We start from the raw sequence: 17048 nt of genomic DNA on the forward strand, positions 1-17048 counted from the left end.
AGAATCGGTTCATGGATCTTCCCGTGATGCCGCCGGTCAAGCCGATGCTCGCCAAGTCCGCCGCCCGGATCCCGGCCGGCATGCACTACGAGGCCAAGTGGGACGGCTTCCGGGCGATCGTCTTCCGCGACGGCGCCGAGATCGAGCTGACCAGCCGCACCACCAAGTCGCTGACCAGGTACTTTCCCGAACTGGTGGCAGCGCTGGCCGAGCGGCTGCCCGAGCGCTGCGTGCTCGACGGGGAGATCGTGATCGCGCGGGACGGGCGGCTCGACTTCGACGCGCTGAGCGAGCGGATCCACCCGGCGGAGTCCCGGGTGCGCACCCTCGCCGAGCGCACCCCGGCCTCCTTCGTGGCCTTCGACGTGCTGGCGCTCGGCGACGAATCGCTGGTCGACACCCCGCTGGCCGAGCGCAGGCAGCGCCTGGAGGAGGCCCTGGCGGACGCCTCGGCCCCCCTGCACGTGGCACCCGCGACCACCGATGCCGAGCTGGCCGCACGCTGGTTCGAGCAGTTCGAGGGCGCGGGCCTGGACGGTGTCGTGGCCAAGCCGCTGGATCTCCGCTACCGCCAGGACGAACGCCTGATGATCAAGGTCAAGCACGAGCGGACGGCGGACTGCGTGGTCGCCGGGTACCGCTTCCACAAGAGCGGACCGGTCGTCGGTTCGCTGCTGCTCGGCCTCTACGACGACCGGGGCGCGCTCCAGCACGTCGGTGTCTGCGCGGCCTTCACCATGAAGCGGCGCACGGAACTGGTCGCGGAGCTGGAGCCGCTGCGCATGGACGACGCGGCCGGGCATCCGTGGGCGGCCTGGAACGACGAGTCCGCCCACGACGCGCGACGGATGCCGGGCGCGCCCAGCCGCTGGACCGGCAAGAAGGACATGTCGTGGGTGGCACTGCGGCCGGACCTCGTCTGCGAGGTGGCCTACGACCACATGGAGAACGGGGCGCGTTTCCGGCACACGGCCCGCTTCCGCCGCTGGCGCCCGGACCGGGAGCCGGAGAGCTGCACGTACGCGCAGCTGGAGGAGCCGGTGTCGTTCGATCTGGCGGACGTGCTGCGCTGAACCGGCACGGTGTCCGGTTTCGCGGGGTGAGCGGCGGCCCGCGATGGGTATGCGCGGTACGTGAACGAGATGCGCGGGATGCGTAGGCGGGGGTTCGTCATCGGTGCGCTCGGAGTGCTCGCCGGGGCCTGCAAGCCCACGGGCACACCGCCCGGCGGGCAGGGCTCCGGAGGCCCGGCGGTGCTCGCGGTGAAGGTCGACAACGTGGGCGCGGCACGCCCGCAGACCGGCCTCGAGGACGCCGACATCGTGTACGCCGAGCAGGTGGAGGGCGGACTCAGCCGGCTCATGGCCGTGTTCGGCAAGCGGGTCCCCGAGGTCGTGGGGCCGGTGCGCAGCGCCCGCGAGACCGACCTGGATCTGCTGCGTCAGTTCGAGGAGCCGACGCTCGCGTACTCCGGGGCGCAGGGCAGACTCCAGCCCCTGATCGACGCGGCGCCGCTGCACGCCGTGCCGCAGGGCGCGAAGCCGGGCGCCTATTTCCGGGGCGGCGGGAAACCCGCGCCGCACAATCTGTATCTGCGGCCCGGCAGCCTCGGGCGGACGACGTCCGGGACGAGTGCGGGCACCGCGGCCGGTTTCCGGTTCGCCTCGAAGGCTCCCGCGGGCGGGCAGCCGCGGACCCGGCAGACCGTGCGCTTCCCCGCCGCCCGGTTCACCTTCGACTGGTCCGCGGGACAGGGCCGCTGGCTGGTGTCCATGGACGACCGGCCCGCGACGAACGCCCACGGGACGCGGCTCGCGGCGCCGACGGTCGTGGTGCAGTACGTCGAGGTGGAGCCCTCGCGCTTCCACGACGTGAACGGCAGCACGTCGCCGCTGTCCCGGACCGTCGGCTCGGGGAGGGCGCTGGTGCTGCGGGACGGCCGGGCCTACGAGGCGCGGTGGTCGCGGCCGACCGGCCGGAGCGGCACCACGTTCACGGCGGCGGACGGCGGCGGCCCGCTGCCGTTCGCGCCGGGGCAGGTGTGGGTGGTGTTCGCGAAGAAGTAGGCCGGTGCGCCCGCGTCAGCCGGAGGTGCCGACCGCCGGTTCCTGCGGGTGGCGCAGCCCCTCCGCCGCGTCCGCCACCCGCTGGATGAGATCGAAGAACTGCGCCTGCTCCGCCGCGTCCAGCGGCGCCAGGAAGATCTGGTTCATCCGGGCCGTGCGCAGGGTCAGCTTCTTGTGCGCGCGCAGGCCCTCGGCGGTCAGCCGGAGGAGCCAGCGGCGGCCGTCCTGCGGATCGCGCACCTTGTCGATCAGCTCGCGCCGGGTGAGGCGGCTGATCACCTCGGCGATCGTGGACCGGTCGAGGCCGACGCGCTCGCCGACCGTGCGCTGGTCCAGGCCCGGCTCGGCCACCAGCGCGTTCAGGACCGCGAACTGCGGTGACGTGATCTCCTCGGAGACCATCGTGTTCCACAGCAGGTAGTGCGCCTGCTGGAGCCGCCGGGCGAGGTGTCCGGGATGGCTGCTCAGATCCACCGCGACCATCGCGGACCTCCGGTCTGCGTCGGATTTATGTGAGTGCACTGAGCGATTTTAGACCCTTGACGCCTCTCATGAGCAATGGCAACGTGTCGGTCACCCTACAAATGCTCAGTGCGCTGAGTAATTGTGGAGCCGGCGCCGGAACGATGTCGGCCGGGCCCCGCCCTCGCACGGGAACCTCAGGAAGGCCACGAACTCCCATGCCCCTCACCCAGCACGACATAGACACCGAGATCGCGGCCGAGCACGCCGCGTACGAGAAGCGGGTCGCCGGCGGGGCGCCCGTCGAGCACCATCCGCGCCGCGACTACGCCCCCTACCGCTCCTCGACGCTGCGCCATCCGCAGCGGCCGCCGGTCGCCATCGACGTGTCGAAGGACCCGGAGCTGGTGGAGCTGGCCTCCCCCGCCTTCGGCGAGCGCGACATCACCGAGATCGACAACGACCTCACCCGGCAGCACACCGGCGAGCCGATCGGCGAGCGGATCACCGTCTCGGGCCGCCTCCTCGACCGCGCCGGGCGCCCGCTGCGCGGCCAGCTGGTCGAGATCTGGCAGGCCAATTCGGCCGGTCGCTACGCCCATCAGCGCGAGCAGCACGACGCCCCGCTCGACCCGCACTTCACCGGCGTGGGAAGGATGCTGACGGATGATCAGGGCGGGTATCACTTCACCACGATCCAGCCCGGACCCTATCCGTGGCGCAACCACCTCAACGCCTGGCGTCCCGCGCACATCCACTTCTCGATGTTCGGCTCGGCGTTCACCCAGCGGCTCGTGACGCAGATGTACTTCCCGAGCGACCCGCTGTTCCCGTACGACCCGATCATCCAGTCCGTCACCGACGACGCCGCCCGGCAGCGCCTGGTCGCCACCTACGACCACAGCCTGTCCGTACCGGAGTTCTCCATGGGCTACCACTGGGACATCGTGCTCGACGGCCCGCAGGCCACCTGGATCGAAGAAGGGCGCTGAGCAGACACCATGACGAAGATCGACACGAGCAGGCCGGAACAGATCCTTCCGACGCCGTCGCACACGGTCGGCCCGTTCTACGGCTACGCGTTGCCGTTCCCCGGCGGCCCCGACATCGCGCCCCCGGGCGACCCGAACGAGGTCGTGGTGCGCGGCTGCGTGTACGACGGTGAGGGCACCCCCGTACCGGACGCGTTCCTGGAGATATGGGGCCCCGACTCCGAGGGCGAGCTGCCGCGGGTCGACGGATCGATCCGGCGCGACCCGGCCACCGGCGGCTATCTCGGGCGCAACAACTGGGAGTTCACCGGCTGGGGTCGCAGCCAGACCGACGCGGGCGGGCAGTGGTACGTGCGGACCAGGTGGCCGGGAGCGCGGGGCGACAACGCCCCGTACCTGAGCGTGTGCGTGTTCGCGCGCGGGCTGCTGGTCCATCTGTTCACCCGGATCTACTTCGAAGGCGACGCCGCACTCGCCGACGACCCCCTGCTCACCCGCCTCGCCCCGGAGCGCCGCGACACGCTGATCGCCCGTCCGCAGGCCGACGGCACGTACCGTTTCGACGTGCGTCTTCAGGGCGAGGGCGAGACGGTCTTCCTGGAGTTCACGTGACGTTGTTCGATCCCGGCAGCGAGGACGCACCCACCGAGCGCACCACCTCCGAACAGGCCTTCCTCCAGGCCCTGCTGGACGCGGAGGCGGGTCTGGCCCGGGCGCAGTCGGCGCTCGGGCTCGCGCCCGCCGAGGCCGCCGACGCGGTGGCGGCGGCAGCCGTGGCCGACGCCTTCGACGTACGGGACCTCGCGCGCCGGGCCCGCTCCGGCGGCAACCCGGTGATCCCGCTGGTCGCCGATCTGACGGCGGCGGTGCCGGCGCGGTGGGGCGCGTACGTGCACCGGGGCGCGACCAGTCAGGACGTGCTCGACACCGCGCTGATGCTGGTCGCGGCCCGCACGCTGAGCCTCGTGGTCGGTGAACTCGACTCCACGGCGGCGGCGTTGGGACGGATCGCGGCCGAGCACCGGGACACCGTCCTGCCGGGCCGGACGCTCACCCAGCACGCCGTGCCGACGACGTTCGGGCTGAAGGCGGCCGGCTGGCGCTCGCTGGTGCTCGACGCGCGGGACCGGCTGCGGGCGGTCGTGCTGCCGGTGCAGCTCGGTGGCGCGGCGGGAACCCTCGCGGCCTTCGAGGCGTACGGCGCCCCGGATCCGCTCGCCCTCGTGGACGCCTACGCGGAACAACTCGGCCTGTCCGCACCGGTGTTGCCGTGGCATGTGCTGCGGACCCCGGTCGCCGATCTGGCGGGGGCGCTGGCCTTCACGGCGGGCGCGCTCGGCAAGGTCGCCGTGGATGTGCTCACCCTGTCCCGTACGGAGATCGGGGAGCTGGCCGAGGGCTCCGGCGGCGGCTCCTCCGCCATGCCGCACAAGGCGAACCCGGTGCGGTCCACGCTGATCGCCGCCGCGGCCCGGCGGGCGCCCGGGCTCGCGGCGACGCTGTACGGCTCGCTCCCCGCCGAGGACGAGCGGCCGGCCGGTGCCTGGCACGCCGAGTGGACCACGCTGCGGGAGCTGCTGCGGCTGGTCGGCGGGGCGGCGCGGGACGCCGGCGAACTGACCCGGGGTCTCGTGGTGCGCGGCGACGTGATGCGCGGGCACCTGGGGCTGACCGGGGGCGCGATCGTCTCCGAGCGGGTCTCCGCCGAGCTGGCCGGTGTCGTCGGCCGGTCGCGGGCGAAGGAGCTGCTGGGCGCCGCCGCCGCGGAGGCCCGGGAGCGCGGGTGTTCGCTGCGGGAGGCGCTCGTCGACGCACCCGAACTGAGGGGCGTCGACGTCGCGGCTCTGCTCGATCCGGCCCGCTACGTGGGGGCCGCGGGGGCGCTGGTCGACCGGGCGCTGGCCCGGGTCTGAGACACCTCGTTCCGCGCGGCCCTTCCTCTCGTTTCCTGGAGTTCACCATGAGTCGTCTTCTTCACCACCACGCCGAGGGCTCCCCCACCGCGCCCCCGCTCCTGCTCGGCCCCTCCCTGGGGACCTCGCTCGCGCTGTGGGACCAGGTGGCGCCCGAGTTGTCCACGGACCGTCGCGTCGTGCGCTGGGACCTGCCGGGGCACGGCGGGTCCGACGCGGGTCTGATCCCGGCCGGCGCCACCGTCGGCGACCTCGCCACGCTCGTGCTGGCCCTCGCCGACGAGCTGGGGATCGGGCGCTTCGCCTACGCGGGTGTCTCGCTGGGCGGCGCCGTCGGGCTGCACCTCGCCGTGCACCACCCGGAGCGGATCAGCAGCCTCGCCGTGCTCTGCTCCTCCGCCCACTTCGGCGAGCCCGGGCCCTGGCGGGAGCGGGCCGTGCTGGTCCGCAAGGAGGGCACGGCCCCGGTCGCCGAGAGCGCGCCGACGCGCTGGTTCACGCCGGGGTTCTCCGTGCCGCGCCTGGTGCGGGACAACCTGGATGCCTCCCCGGAGGCGTACGCCGCCTGCTGCGACGCGCTCGCCGCCTTCGACCTGCGGGACCGGTTGCGGGACATCGCCGTGCCCACGCTGCTGATCGCCGGGCGCGACGACCCCGCGACACCGCCCGCGCATCTGCGGGAGATCGCCGACGCGGTGCCCGGCGCCGAACTCGTGGAGCTGTCCGGCGCCTCGCACCTGGCCGTCGCCGAACGCCCGGAGGCGGTCCTCGGGCTGCTCCGCGCCCACTTCGGGCAGGGTGCGCGGCGCGGCATGGAGGTACGGCGCGAGGTGCTGGGGGACGCGCACGTCGACCGGGCGCAGGCCCGGCAGACGCCGTTCACCGCGCGGTTCCAGGACTTCATCTCGCGCTACGCGTGGGGCGAGATCTGGACCGACCCGACGCTCACGCGCCGCGAACGCAGCATGATCACGATGACCGCGCTGGTGGCGCACGGCCACGACGACGAGCTGGCCATGCATGTCCGCGCCGCCCGCCGCAACGGCCTCACCCCGGACGAGATCGGTGCCGTGCTCCAGCAGTGCGCGGTGTATGTGGGTGTTCCGGCGGCCAACCGCGCGTTCGGGGTGGCTCAGCGGGTGCTGGCCGAGGAGGCGCCGGATTCGGCCGGGTGACGTGGCGGTCGTTGCCGTGTGCCGGTCACGTCGTGGCTGGTCGCGCAGTTCCCCGCGCCCCTGAGATGCGCACTTCGTGCGGCATCTCATAGAGAGGAGGCGCGGCGGAGCTGCAGCCTCAGGGGAGGCTGCGCGTCAGCGCATGCCTCAGGGGCGCGGGGAACTGCGCGACCAGCCCCCACCGGAGCCGCAGACGAGGAACCAGGGCGGGGCCGGGCTCAGTGCAGCCCGCGCCCTGTCTCCAGCACCTCCCGCGCCCGGGCGGCCAGCCCCTCCGCCCCGCAGGAACGGGCCAGTTGCAGACCGTGGTTGAGCTCGGCCCGGGACCGGGCCGCGATCCCGTACTCGACGCGGGCCAGCGCGTGCTCGTAGGCGCTCGGCGACGCTTCGAGATAGGTCACCGCCTTGGCGTACAGGGTCAATTGCCGCTGCCCCGTCTCCAGAGCCGCCGCACACCGCAGCGCCTCCCCTATGGCGGTGTCGGTACCGAGCCGCTCCGCCTGGACGCGGGCCAGCACCGCGAGGTCGGCCGCCCGCTTGGGGTCGGTGTCGGCGACGGCGCGGGCCAGGTCGCAGGCCCACGAGGAGACGATGGTGTTGTGCCCGCCGCGGGCCTGTGCGGCCTTGCTCGCCGCCTCCAGTTCGCTGATGCCCTCGGCGGTGCGGCCGATCGCGAGCATCAGCCGGCCGCGCACGGAGTACGGCCTCGGGGAAGAGGATCGTCGACGGGTAGGGCGGCGCGTAGTCGTACCGCTCGGCGATCTTCAGGGCTTCGTCGGGCCGGCCGCGGGCGAGCAGCGTGTCGATGAGCTTGCCCGCCGCGTCCCAGTGCATGGGCAGTCCCCGGCCGACGCGGTCGGTCAGCCGCAGGGCCTCGCGCAGCAGCGCCTCCGCCTCGGTGAGCCGGCCGCGCCTGCGGTGGACGTACCCGGCGAAGGCATGGGCGACGGCGAGGTGTCCGCCGCTCCAGCCCGCGCTCTCGTAGGCCCGGATGCCTTCCGCGAAGAGGCTCTCTGCGCGGTCGAGACGGTCGGAGAAGATGTACGAGAACCCGAGGGCGATCAGGATCTCGAAGCTCCACTCGGTGTCGGTCCAGCCGAGTCCCGGCGCGAGGCGGCCGTTGACCAGGGCGCGGTCGCAGTACTCCGCGACCTCCTCGGCGTTCTCCCCGCGGTTCATCATGTCGAAGGCGCGCAGGATGAGCAGCACCCGCTCCGCGTTGTCCCGGCCGGTGACCTTGGCGGCGAGGTCGGCGAGCCTGCGGGAGCGGGCCGGGGCGTCCGACTCGCCGTTGTAGATGCTCTCCCAGAAGAACCGGCTGGCCTGGAGCCGCAGCCGCTGCGGTCCGGGCTCCAGCTGGTGGGACTCGGTGTCGATGAGGGTGAGCGCGTCCGCGAGCTGGTCGTTGTGGACTAGGGCCTGGGACATCCGGCAGACCGCGTCGACGCGCTCCTCGCCGTACAGGCCCGGGGTGGCTTCGAGGGCGGCGCGCAGATGCCGGACGGTGGTGGCCGGTGAGGTGAGCAGCGTGGCGCAGCCCAGCTCGTACTGGACGTGCGGCCACAGCTCGGGCAGCGGCGGCTCCTTCAGCGCGCGCTCCAGGCAGCGGCGGGCCGCGGCCGGGGCGCCGACCGCGAGGTGCTCGCGGGCGGCGGCGCGCAACTGCTCGACCAGTTCCGGGTCGTCGTCGGGGTGCACCTCCAGGAGGTGCCGGGAGGCGGCGGCCGGGCCGTGTCCGGAGGCGGTGACCGCCCAGGCGGCCTGGCCGTGCATGGCAGTGCGGGTGGCCGACGGGATCGACTGGTAGACGGCCGTGGCGATCAGCGGGTGGACGAACTCCAGGGTGCCGACCTCCCCGTAGGCGCCGTCGGTGAGGATGCGGGCGGTGCGCAGCCGGTCGGCGCAGCGGCCGGCCTGCTCGGGGTTCATCCCGGCGAGAAGGGCGGCGAGGCCCGGCTCGATCCGGGTGCCGAGGACGGCGGCGGCCCAGGCGAACCGGGTCGCCTCGGTGCCGAGTCCTTCGAGGCGGGTGACGAGGCCGCGGCCGCGGGCGGTCTTGTTCAGCGCGCGCAGTTCGCCGGCGTGCGATTCCTCGGGCGCCATCCCGGCGTCCTGCACCTTGGCCAGCAACTCGACCGTCTCGTACGGGTTTCCGCCGGTGACCGCCCACACCTCACGGCAGAACGGGTCGTCGGAGTGCGCGCCGAGCGTGGCCCGGGTCAGGCCCGCGGCGGCGTCCGGGCTGAGCGGACGCAGCTGGGAGGTGCCCTGGTGGGCGGCGAGCGCGACCGCGTCCAGACAGGTGGCGACCTGCCCGTCCTCCGGGTCGCGCTGTGCGACGACGACCAGGACCGGCAGGTCGTCCAGGCGCTCGGCGAACGCGACGAGCCATTCCAGCGTCTCCAGGTCGGCCCAGTGCGCGTCGTCCACGAGCAGCACCAGCGGCCAGTGCAGCCGGGCCAGTCGGGAGACGGCGGCGACCAGTCCGTCCCGCACACCCTGCGGGTCGGCCTGCCGGCCGGTGGGCTCGGCTATGCCGAGCGCGGGGCCCGCGATGTCGTACCAGTCGCCGAAGTACTCGCGGGTCTCCTCCTCGGAGAGCGCGAGCAGCGCGGGCTGCAGCAATTGCCGTACGACGTTGAACGGAACGGAGGTGACGGTCTCGCCGCCCCGCGCGGACCACACGGTGGCCCTGCCCTGCGCCAGCCGGCGGACCTGGTCGAGCAGGGCGGTCTTGCCGATCCCCGCCTCTCCCCGGTAGACGACGAGGCTGCCCGACGAGGCGGCGTCCGCGCACAGGTCGTCCAGTGCTCTTGCGGCGACGTCCAGTTCGGGCTCCCGCTCCCACAACTGGGGCCCACAGGAGGCGGCGTCGGAGTGCCGTCCCTGAGTCATCCCGCACCCTCCAGGTGTCGTGCCGGTGAAGTACTGGTCACGAGAGTAGTGCGCGCCGGGCCGCCGTGGTGGGGGGTTGCGCAGGCGGTGACATTTGGTCGGGGCTGTCGGGGCGGGCGGATAACGATCTCGCCCGTGATACGGGCTGAACAGCGCCCCTCTCATCCGTCTTTCAGGCGCGCCTCATACTGTGGCGGGCATGACGTCGCAGACTCCCGCAGGCTGGTACCCCGATCCGGGTCAGGTTCCAGGCGGCCCGCGCACCGAACGCTGGTGGGACGGCGGCCGTTGGACGGAACACACCCGGGCCGCCACGACCCCGTCGCCGCATCCGCCGCAGGACGCGGCACCCGGGACGGACGGGCCCCCGGCGCCGGTGCCTCCGCAGCCGGTATCCCCGCAGCCGGTGCCTCCGCAGCCATCGCAGATGCCGGACGCTCCGGCGGCCCCTCCGGCCGGTCACTATCCGGCATTTCCCAACTATCCCGCCTATCCGGGACAGTTGCCGCCGAAGCCGCGCAACAAGGCGCGGATCGCCATCGCGGCGGCCGTCGCGGTCGTGGTGCTCGCCGGGATCGGCGGCGGTGTGTACGCGCTGACCGCGAGCGACGACGGCAAGAGCGACCGGGTCGACTCCCAGTCGCGGCAGCCGCAACCGCCCGGCGGGGGCGGCCCGGAGAGCGGTGACGGCGGCCGGGGTGACAGCGGCGGCCAGGACGGCAGCCCCTCGCCCGAGGCGCCGGAGCAGTCGCCGCAGGCCCCGATCGACAAGGGCTTCGCCACCGACATCGGCAACGGGATAGCCCTGCCGGTGCCCGACGGCTGGACCGGTGCGGACGGCGTCGGCTCCGCCGGGGTGCAGACGGGCACGTACACCTGCCCCGACGGCTCGGGCAAGCAGTGCGTGAAGGGCGGCGCCTCCAGCGCGACGGCGAAGGCGCTCAAGCTGTCGGCGACCACCGCGGAGGCCGCGGCCAAGGAGGACATCGCCAAGAACGCGAAGGCGTCCTACGGCGGCAAGACCTACGGCGGGATCACCGGCCACGACGAGCTGCTGTCGAAGAAGGTCACGGTCGCGGGCCAGAAGGGCTACCTGGTCCGCTGGAGCGTGAAGACCAAGGCGAAGGTCGGCGCCTGGGTGGAGTCGGTCGTCCTGCCCTCCCCGACCCGGTCCGACTCGCTGGTCGTGATCCGGCTCGGCGTGGACAAGCCGAAGACGGCGAAGGAGAAGTCGGCGGGACCGGACGACTCGGCGCTCGACGAGATCGTCAAGGGCATCAAGAAGGCCGACATCAGCGGCGGCGCCTCGGGCGGCAGCGGCCAGGGCGTCTGACCGCCCGGCCCGGGCAAGCGGGCCGGGCGGGCCCCCTCCGCTCAAGGAGGAACCCGCCCGGCCCGGGGGTGCGCGCCGCCCCCGTCCCCACGGTGCGGCGCGGGCAGACCGCCGGCCGGTCATCCCTGCGACCGGCGGTCTCCCGTCTTCAGAGGGCCTGAACCTCCGGGGTCAGGCCGAGTCCCGGAACGAGCACCTTCGTCACGAAGCCGACCAGGTAGTCGGCGTCGGCGTCGCGCCCTTCCAGGACGGGTCGGCTGCGCATGACTCCGAAGAGCTGCGCGGCGACATAGGGCAGTGCCGGATGGTCGGCGGCGATCTCGCCGCGCGCCACGGCCCGCTCGACCATCGTGCCGATCGAGGCGATCTCCGGCTCGACCAGCGCCTCGCGCAGCGCGCGCTTCAGGTCGGTGTCCTGGAGCACGGCGTGTCCGAGCGCCTGCAGCAGGGCGGTGTCCCGCTTGCCCTGCGCCGCCGCGTGCCGGGCGGCGGCCACCAGGTCCCCGGCGAGGCTGCCCGTGTCCGCCGAGAAGAACGTGACACAGCGTCCGGCCCGCAGCGCCGATGCCACCAGCTGCGGCTTCGTCTTCCACTGCCGGTACAGCGTCGACTTGCTGCAGCAGGCCTGCGCGGCGACACCTTCCATGGTCAGTGCCTCGTACCCGTGGCTGCGGAGCTGGTCGAGCACGGCGTCGTAGAACTCCTGCGCGCGCTCGGGCGTGATCTTGGAGCGGCGCGAGGCGGTCGGCGCGGCCACGACCGTGCCGTCGGGCGCGGTTCCCTTGTCGCGCGTCGTCATCACGATGCTCCTCGGCTCGGTGGCGCAGTGAATCTCGGTCCCCATGTCGGTGCCGGTGTCGATGAGATCACAACCACTATCGATACGCCAGTGTACCGGTACGCCTGCGTTTCGGTACACTGGCGTACCGATAAGCGCACCACGCACCACCCAGTCACGAAAAGGGGCCGGGGGATGAATTCCCTTACCGAGCCTGCCGAACCGGAGCCGGACGCATCCGTCGCCCGACCGCCCCTGGTCCGCGAGCTCCTGCTGGTCGTAGGACTCTTCCTCGTCTACAAGTTCGGCCGCCAGCTGGCCAACGGCCACACCGCCGAGGCGTTCCGCAACGCCGGCGACGTCTGGCATCTCGAACGGACCGCGCACCTGCCCGGCGAGGGCCTGGTGCAGGGCGTTCTGCTGCACAGCGACACCCTCGTCCACGCGGCGAACACCTACTACGCGACCGTTCACTTCCCGGCGACGCTCGGGCTCCTGGTCTTCCTGTACCTGCGCCGGCCGCGCCACTACGTGTGGACGCGGCGGGTGCTGGCCGCACTGACGGCGGCCGCGCTCGTGCTGCACCTGACGTTCCCGCTGGCGCCTCCGCGCATGCTGGGGGCGGCGCACCTCGTGGACACCGCGCAGGTCTACGGCCCCTCGGTCTACGCGGCCAAGCCGGACACCGACACCATGGCCAACCAGTTCGCGGCCATGCCGTCGCTGCACTTCGGCTGGGCCCTGATGGTGGCCGTGGGCCTGATCGTCGCGACCCGCTCGAAGTGGCGCTGGCTGTGGCTGCTGCACCCGCTGATCACCCTGTTCGTGGTCGTCGGCACCGCCAACCACTACTGGCTGGACGCGATCGTGGTGACGGTGCTGCTCGGTGCCGCCCTCGCCCTGATCCGGCTGCCGCACGCGGTCACCTCGCGGGGCATCGGCCGTCACCTGCTGCCGGTCCCGGACCGGCCGGCCGTGGTCGCCGAGACACGGGGCGCACCGGCCTCCGCGCCGTGGTCGCCGCGCCCCGCCCTGCGGACACCGCCGGACTCGCTGTCCGCGTCCGACGTACTGGCCCGGATGCCGATCCGGATCCCGGTGCAGGTCTCAGCGACGCCGGGGTCCACATCCGTCGCCACCGCGCCGCAGCCCGTGACGAGCGGGGCCGGGCGATGAGTGCCACGCTGCTCGCCGTCGTGCTCTCCCTGGTCTCGGCCGTGGCCTACGCCGCCGCGGCCGTGGCCCAGGAACGGCTCGCCGCACGCTCCGGCGGCGGCACGCTGCGGCTCCTCGCCACCGGGGCCTGGTGGGGGACGGTCCTGCTCAACGCCGGGGCGGCCCTGCTGCACGTCGCGGCGCTCAAGTACGGGCCGCTCACCCTGGTCCAGCCGCTCGGCGCGCTCACCCTGGTCGCGGCCGTGCCGCTCGGCGCCCGGATCGCCGGGCGGCGGGTGACCGTGGGCGAGTGGCGGGGCACCGCGCTGACCCTGCTCGGGCTGGCCGCGCTGCTGGTGACGGCGTCGGGCCCGGAGCCCGACGACACGCTCTCCCTGCCGCAGGCCCTCGCGGTCGCGGGGCTCACGACGGCGCTCATCGGCGTCCTGGCCCGGCGCGGCTCCCGCCCGGGACTGCGGCACGCGACCGCGTCCGGGCTCGCCTCGGGGGTCGCCTCGGCGCTCACCCAGACCGTGACGGTGGCGGCGACGGACCGTTCGGGGTCCCTGCTCACCGCGCAGGTCGTGGTGGTGGCGGTGCTGGTCGCGATGTTCGCGGCCGGCGGGCTGCTGCTGTCGCAGACCGCGTACCAGGGCGGGCTCGGCGCCCCGCTGGCGATGGTCACCCTGGCGAACCCGGTCGCCGCGGCGGTCATCGGCCTCTCCCTGCTGGGCGAGCGGCTCCAGGGCGGGGTCGCGGGCTTCGTCCTGGCCGGGGCGGGAGCGGTGCTCGCCGCACGCGGGGTGGTACTGCTGACCCGGGGGACGGTGGCGCAGAGCACCGTGGTGGTGGCGGCAGGGCAGGCGTCGCCTCAAGCCACGATCCAGGGGTTGGTCGACGTCCCGACGCAATCGCCCCTCCAAGCCCCTCCGGCGATTGAGGAGCGGGGTCCGGGGCAGAGCCCCGTGGCCTTCGCACCGTAGGACCTTCGCGTCGCATCGCGGGCCCGCGATGCGACGCGGGTTGCTCGCGCAGCGCCCCGCGCTTCTTACCGAGCGCTCCGGATGCCGTTCAGGGCATACCCGAGGACCCGGTCGCGCTGGGCCTCGTCGACATAGGCCGCTCCGGCCACCCCCGACACCATCCGCAGCAGTTCGTCGAAGGTCACCTCACCGCGCACCTCGCCGCCCTCCTGCGCCCGCAGCAGCAGCGGCTCCCCCGCGTCGAGCATGGCGCGGCGGCAGGAGACGAAGATCTCGGACTCGCCGCTCATCGCCTCGCGGATGGCGCGCTTGGTGACGGTGTACTCCACGAAGCGGCGCAGCCAGGTCGTGAGGCCCTGCCACGGATCGGGCACCTCGGCGACCTCGTCCGCGAGCCGGCACAGCGCGTCGACCTCGTCCGCGTACACGGTCTCGAACAGCACCTGACGCGTGGGGAAGTTGCGGTACAGGGTGCCGATGCCGACCCCGGCCTTGCGCGCGATGTCCTCGAGCGACGCCTCGCCGCCCTTCTCCGCGAACGCCTCGCGCGCGGCGGCGAGCAGCGCGTCGAAGTTGCGCCGGGCATCGGCCCGCCGCGGGCGCTGCGCGGCGACCACGCCGCCGACGCGCTCCCTGTCCGTGGTCATGCCTGCCCCCATCGAGGTTGAACCGGAGGTACCCCTCCGCTACTATTCCTTAAGTCGAGGGGTGCCTCCACTTTAGCAGGGGCGCCTTCTGGTTCGCCGTACCTCGACGCACTCCGGCGTACCCCCCCTTGATCCTTTCAGCCCGCGCACGGCCGCGGGCCACACCCCCCTGCCTTTCAGAGAGAAGCCATCTTGAACCGGAACGTCCCGCACGTTCGCAACAACCGCCTCACCTTCGCGGTCCTCGCCACCGGTGCCGGCGTGTTCTCGATGATGCAGTCGCTGGTCGCGCCCGCGCTGCCCACGATCCAGCACGCCCTGAACACCTCTCAGGCCACCTCGACCTGGGTGATGACGGCCTATCTGCTGTCGGCGTCCGTCTTCACCCCGATCCTCGGCCGGGTCGGCGATCTGGTCGGCAAGAAGCGGACCATGGTCGCCGCGCTCGTCGCCCTCACCGTGGGCTGTCTGCTCGCGGCCCTGGCGCCGAGCATCGGTGTCCTCATCGTCGCCCGTGTCGTGCAGGGCATCGGCGGCGCCCTCTTCCCGCTGTCGTTCGGCATCATCCGCGACGAGTTCGCGGCCGAGCGGGTCAGCCCCAGCATCAGCAATCTCTCCGCGGTGATCGCGGCGGGCGGCGGCGTCGGCATCGTCGCGGCCGGTCCGATCGTCGGCGCGCTCGACTACCGGTGGCTGTTCTGGCTGCCCGCGGCGGTCGTGGCCGTCACCGCGCTGATCGCCCTGCGCTACGTACCGGAATCGCCCGAGCGCGGTGCGGGACGCGTCAACTGGACCGGAGCCGTCCTGCTCTCCGCCTGGCTCGTCGCCCTGCTGCTGCCCCTCAGCCAGGCCACCTCGTGGGGCTGGGGATCGGCCCGGGTCATAGGACTGCTGGTCGCCGCCGTCGTGCTGTTCGCCGTCTGGCTGGTCAGCGAGGCGCGGTCCGCGAGCCCGCTCATCGATCTGCGGGTGATGCGGCTGCGCGCGGTATGGACGACGAACACCGCCGCCCTGCTGTTCGGCGCGGGCATGTACGCCGTGTGGTCGTTCCTGCCGGGCTTCGCGCAGACCCCGTCCTCGGCCGGCTACGGCTTCGGGTCGAGCGTGACCGGTGCCGGACTGCTGATGCTGCCGATGCTCGTGGCGATGTTCCTCGCGGGTGTCGTCAGCGGGCGGCTCGAGCCCGTCGTGGGCGCCAAGTCCCTCCTCACGACCGGGGCCGCGCTCGGCGCCGTGGCCTGCGCGATCCTCGCCCTGTGGCACGGCGAGGAGTGGCAGATCGGCGTCGCGGCCGGGGTGTTCGGGCTCGGCATCGGCCTGGCCTTCGCGTCCATGGCGAACCTGATCGTGCAGAACGTCCCGGCCGCCACCACCGGCGCCGCGACGGGCATGAACGCCAACATCCGCACCATCGGCGGGTCCATCGGCGCGGCCCTGATGACCAGCCTGGTCACCGGGAACCTGCAGCCTTCGGGGCTTCCCTACGAGTCCGGCTACACGCACGGCTTCTCGCTGCTGGCCTTCCTCTGCCTGGCGGCGGCGCTGGCCGCGCTGCTCGTCCCGCCCGTCCGGCGGGCCGCGCTCACCCGGGTCGCGTCGTCGCAGTCGGCGCCGCGGCCCGACCGGGAGACCGTCGCCCGGTGATCCCGGCGGAAAGGGGCGGACCGCACGGTCCGCCCCTCTTCGGTCATCCGAGCCCGCGCGAGTCCTGCTTCAGCGCGGTGTCCACCGTCAGGGCGGTCGCCACGACGAGGCTGAGCAGCGGGTCGGGCAGCTGGAAGTGGATCTGCAGGACGTAGTTGTCCGCGGTCGTGAACATCGTCTTGGCCAGGCCCTCCCACGTCTTGGTGATGCGGGCGACCTCCTGCCCGGCGTGGTCGACGATGGCGAAGTTCCAGGCGCGCCAGTTCTCCGCCTTGATCGCGCCGACCTGCTGCCCGTTCACGTTCATCGCGAAGTTGATCTTCCCGATGGCGTTCTGCTGGACGATCTCACCGACCGGTGAGCCGTCCGGACGCTCCACGAGCACCCGGGACTTGATGAACTTCGCGGGCCGGGTGAGGACGAGCTGGGGCTGCCCGTACGCGTCGCGGATCTCCAGCTTGTGCGTCATGAACTGGTCGACCGACGACACGAACCGCAGGGCCTTCTTCAGCCCGCTCTGGCCGATCTCCGTGACCGAGCCGAGCTGGTTGCCGTGCTGGTCCATGACGCTGTACTCGTTGGTCAGCTCGATCAGCTTGGCCTTCTGGTTCACCACCAGGACCGGCTCGGTGAACAGCGATCCGCCGCCCTGCCCGGCCGGGGCGACCCCGGCCTGCTGCTGCACCTGACGCTGCACCCGCGCGGCGTCCGGGTGCTGCGGCATCTGGCCGGCCTGACCGCCGAAGTGCTGCTGGGCCACGGGCTGGGCCATCACGGGCTGCGGCTGGGCCGGGGGCTGCTGCGGCGGAACCTGGGCGGCGGCAGCGGGCTTCTCGTCCGGCGCCGCGTGCGTGTGGTCGGTCCACTGGGAACCGTCCCACCACCGCAGTGTCCGGGGCACCCCGTGGGGGTCCGGATACCAGCCGGCAGGGGTGTTGGAAGGCGAGGTCACCGGGGCACACTACCGCGCCGACCTGGGAAAGTGACCAGATGGACGGGTGTGAT

General features: G+C 73.0%; 14 protein-coding genes and 1 pseudogene. 10 read left to right on the forward strand and 5 right to left on the reverse strand.

Annotated elements, in window-relative coordinates:
• Positions 1 to 11: 11 nt before the first annotated feature.
• On the forward strand, positions 12 to 1073 hold the full coding sequence (locus ABT127_RS05125) for an ATP-dependent DNA ligase (RefSeq protein WP_351444719.1): 1062 nt from the start codon (positions 12 to 14) through the stop codon (positions 1071 to 1073).
• 69 nt (positions 1074 to 1142) lie between these two features.
• Positions 1143 to 2066 carry a DUF3048 domain-containing protein gene (locus tag ABT127_RS05130; protein WP_502971645.1) on the forward strand — a complete coding sequence of 308 codons (924 nt, stop codon included), beginning with the start codon at positions 1143 to 1145 and terminating at the stop codon, positions 2064 to 2066.
• A gap of 15 nt (positions 2067 to 2081) precedes the next feature.
• On the opposite strand, the gene ABT127_RS05135 is transcribed toward ABT127_RS05130, so the two are convergent.
• On the reverse strand, positions 2082 to 2549 hold the full coding sequence (locus ABT127_RS05135; RefSeq protein WP_351444723.1) for a MarR family winged helix-turn-helix transcriptional regulator: 468 nt from the start codon (positions 2547 to 2549) through the stop codon (positions 2082 to 2084).
• Between the two features lie 197 nt (positions 2550 to 2746).
• Between ABT127_RS05135 and pcaH the strand changes: the two genes are divergently transcribed.
• Genes pcaH through pcaDC form a run of 4 tightly spaced genes read left to right on the forward strand, consistent with a single transcriptional unit; the run spans position 2747 to position 6608 of the window.
• Entirely contained in the window at positions 2747 to 3520 is a 774-nt protein-coding gene (gene pcaH / locus ABT127_RS05140) for a protocatechuate 3,4-dioxygenase subunit beta (protein ID WP_351444725.1), read from the forward strand.
• A 9-nt stretch (positions 3521 to 3529) separates the two neighbouring features.
• Entirely contained in the window at positions 3530 to 4132 is a 603-nt protein-coding gene (pcaG, locus tag ABT127_RS05145; protein ID WP_351444727.1) for a protocatechuate 3,4-dioxygenase subunit alpha, read from the forward strand.
• On the forward strand, positions 4129 to 5433 hold the full coding sequence (gene pcaB / locus ABT127_RS05150) for a 3-carboxy-cis,cis-muconate cycloisomerase (RefSeq protein ID WP_351444728.1): 1305 nt from the start codon (positions 4129 to 4131) through the stop codon (positions 5431 to 5433). Before pcaG ends, pcaB begins: the two co-directional genes overlap by 4 nt.
• 47 nt (positions 5434 to 5480) lie before the next feature.
• A complete protein-coding gene (pcaDC, locus tag ABT127_RS05155) occupies positions 5481 to 6608 on the forward strand; it encodes a bifunctional 3-oxoadipate enol-lactonase/4-carboxymuconolactone decarboxylase PcaDC (RefSeq protein ID WP_351444730.1) in 1128 nt (375 codons plus the stop codon).
• Positions 6609 to 6826: 218 nt separating this feature from the next.
• Here pcaDC and ABT127_RS05160 read toward each other — a convergent pair.
• Positions 6827 to 9503 (reverse strand): annotated as a pseudogene (locus ABT127_RS05160) (ATP-binding protein).
• Positions 9504 to 9702: 199 nt separating this feature from the next.
• Between ABT127_RS05160 and ABT127_RS05170 the strand changes: the two are divergent.
• Entirely contained in the window at positions 9703 to 10836 is a 1134-nt protein-coding gene (locus ABT127_RS05170) for a DUF2510 domain-containing protein (RefSeq protein ID WP_502971638.1), read from the forward strand.
• 148 nt (positions 10837 to 10984) lie between these two features.
• On the opposite strand, the gene ABT127_RS05175 is transcribed toward ABT127_RS05170, so the two are convergent.
• Positions 10985 to 11635, reverse strand: a complete 651-nt coding sequence (locus ABT127_RS05175) for a TetR/AcrR family transcriptional regulator (protein WP_351444732.1) — start codon at positions 11633 to 11635, stop codon at positions 10985 to 10987.
• A gap of 174 nt (positions 11636 to 11809) precedes the next feature.
• Here ABT127_RS05175 and ABT127_RS05180 point away from each other — a divergent pair, with 174 nt between their 5' ends.
• Both ABT127_RS05180 and ABT127_RS05185 read left to right on the forward strand, forming a co-directional pair.
• Positions 11810 to 12790, forward strand: coding sequence for a phosphatase PAP2 family protein (locus tag ABT127_RS05180; RefSeq protein WP_351444734.1), 981 nt, complete (start codon positions 11810 to 11812; stop codon positions 12788 to 12790).
• Complete coding sequence (locus tag ABT127_RS05185) at positions 12787 to 13752, forward strand: DMT family protein (RefSeq protein WP_351444735.1); 966 nt, start codon at positions 12787 to 12789, stop codon at positions 13750 to 13752. The genes ABT127_RS05180 and ABT127_RS05185 overlap by 4 nt, the downstream gene beginning before the upstream one ends.
• Before the next feature lie 65 nt (positions 13753 to 13817).
• Here the strand turns inward: ABT127_RS05185 and ABT127_RS05190 are convergent, their stop codons facing one another.
• Positions 13818 to 14399, reverse strand: a complete 582-nt coding sequence (locus ABT127_RS05190; protein ID WP_351444737.1) for a TetR/AcrR family transcriptional regulator — start codon at positions 14397 to 14399, stop codon at positions 13818 to 13820.
• 192 nt (positions 14400 to 14591) lie between these two features.
• Here ABT127_RS05190 and ABT127_RS05195 point away from each other — a divergent pair, with 192 nt between their 5' ends.
• Complete coding sequence (locus ABT127_RS05195) at positions 14592 to 16043, forward strand: MFS transporter (protein ID WP_351444739.1); 1452 nt, start codon at positions 14592 to 14594, stop codon at positions 16041 to 16043.
• Between the two features lie 43 nt (positions 16044 to 16086).
• Here the strand turns inward: ABT127_RS05195 and ABT127_RS05200 are convergent, their stop codons facing one another.
• On the reverse strand, positions 16087 to 16995 hold the full coding sequence (locus ABT127_RS05200; protein ID WP_351444741.1) for an LURP-one-related family protein: 909 nt from the start codon (positions 16993 to 16995) through the stop codon (positions 16087 to 16089).
• Positions 16996 to 17048 lie beyond the last annotated feature (53 nt).

The organism is Streptomyces sp. NPDC001904, assembly GCF_040297005.1.
Taxonomy (GTDB): domain Bacteria; phylum Actinomycetota; class Actinomycetes; order Streptomycetales; family Streptomycetaceae; genus Streptomyces.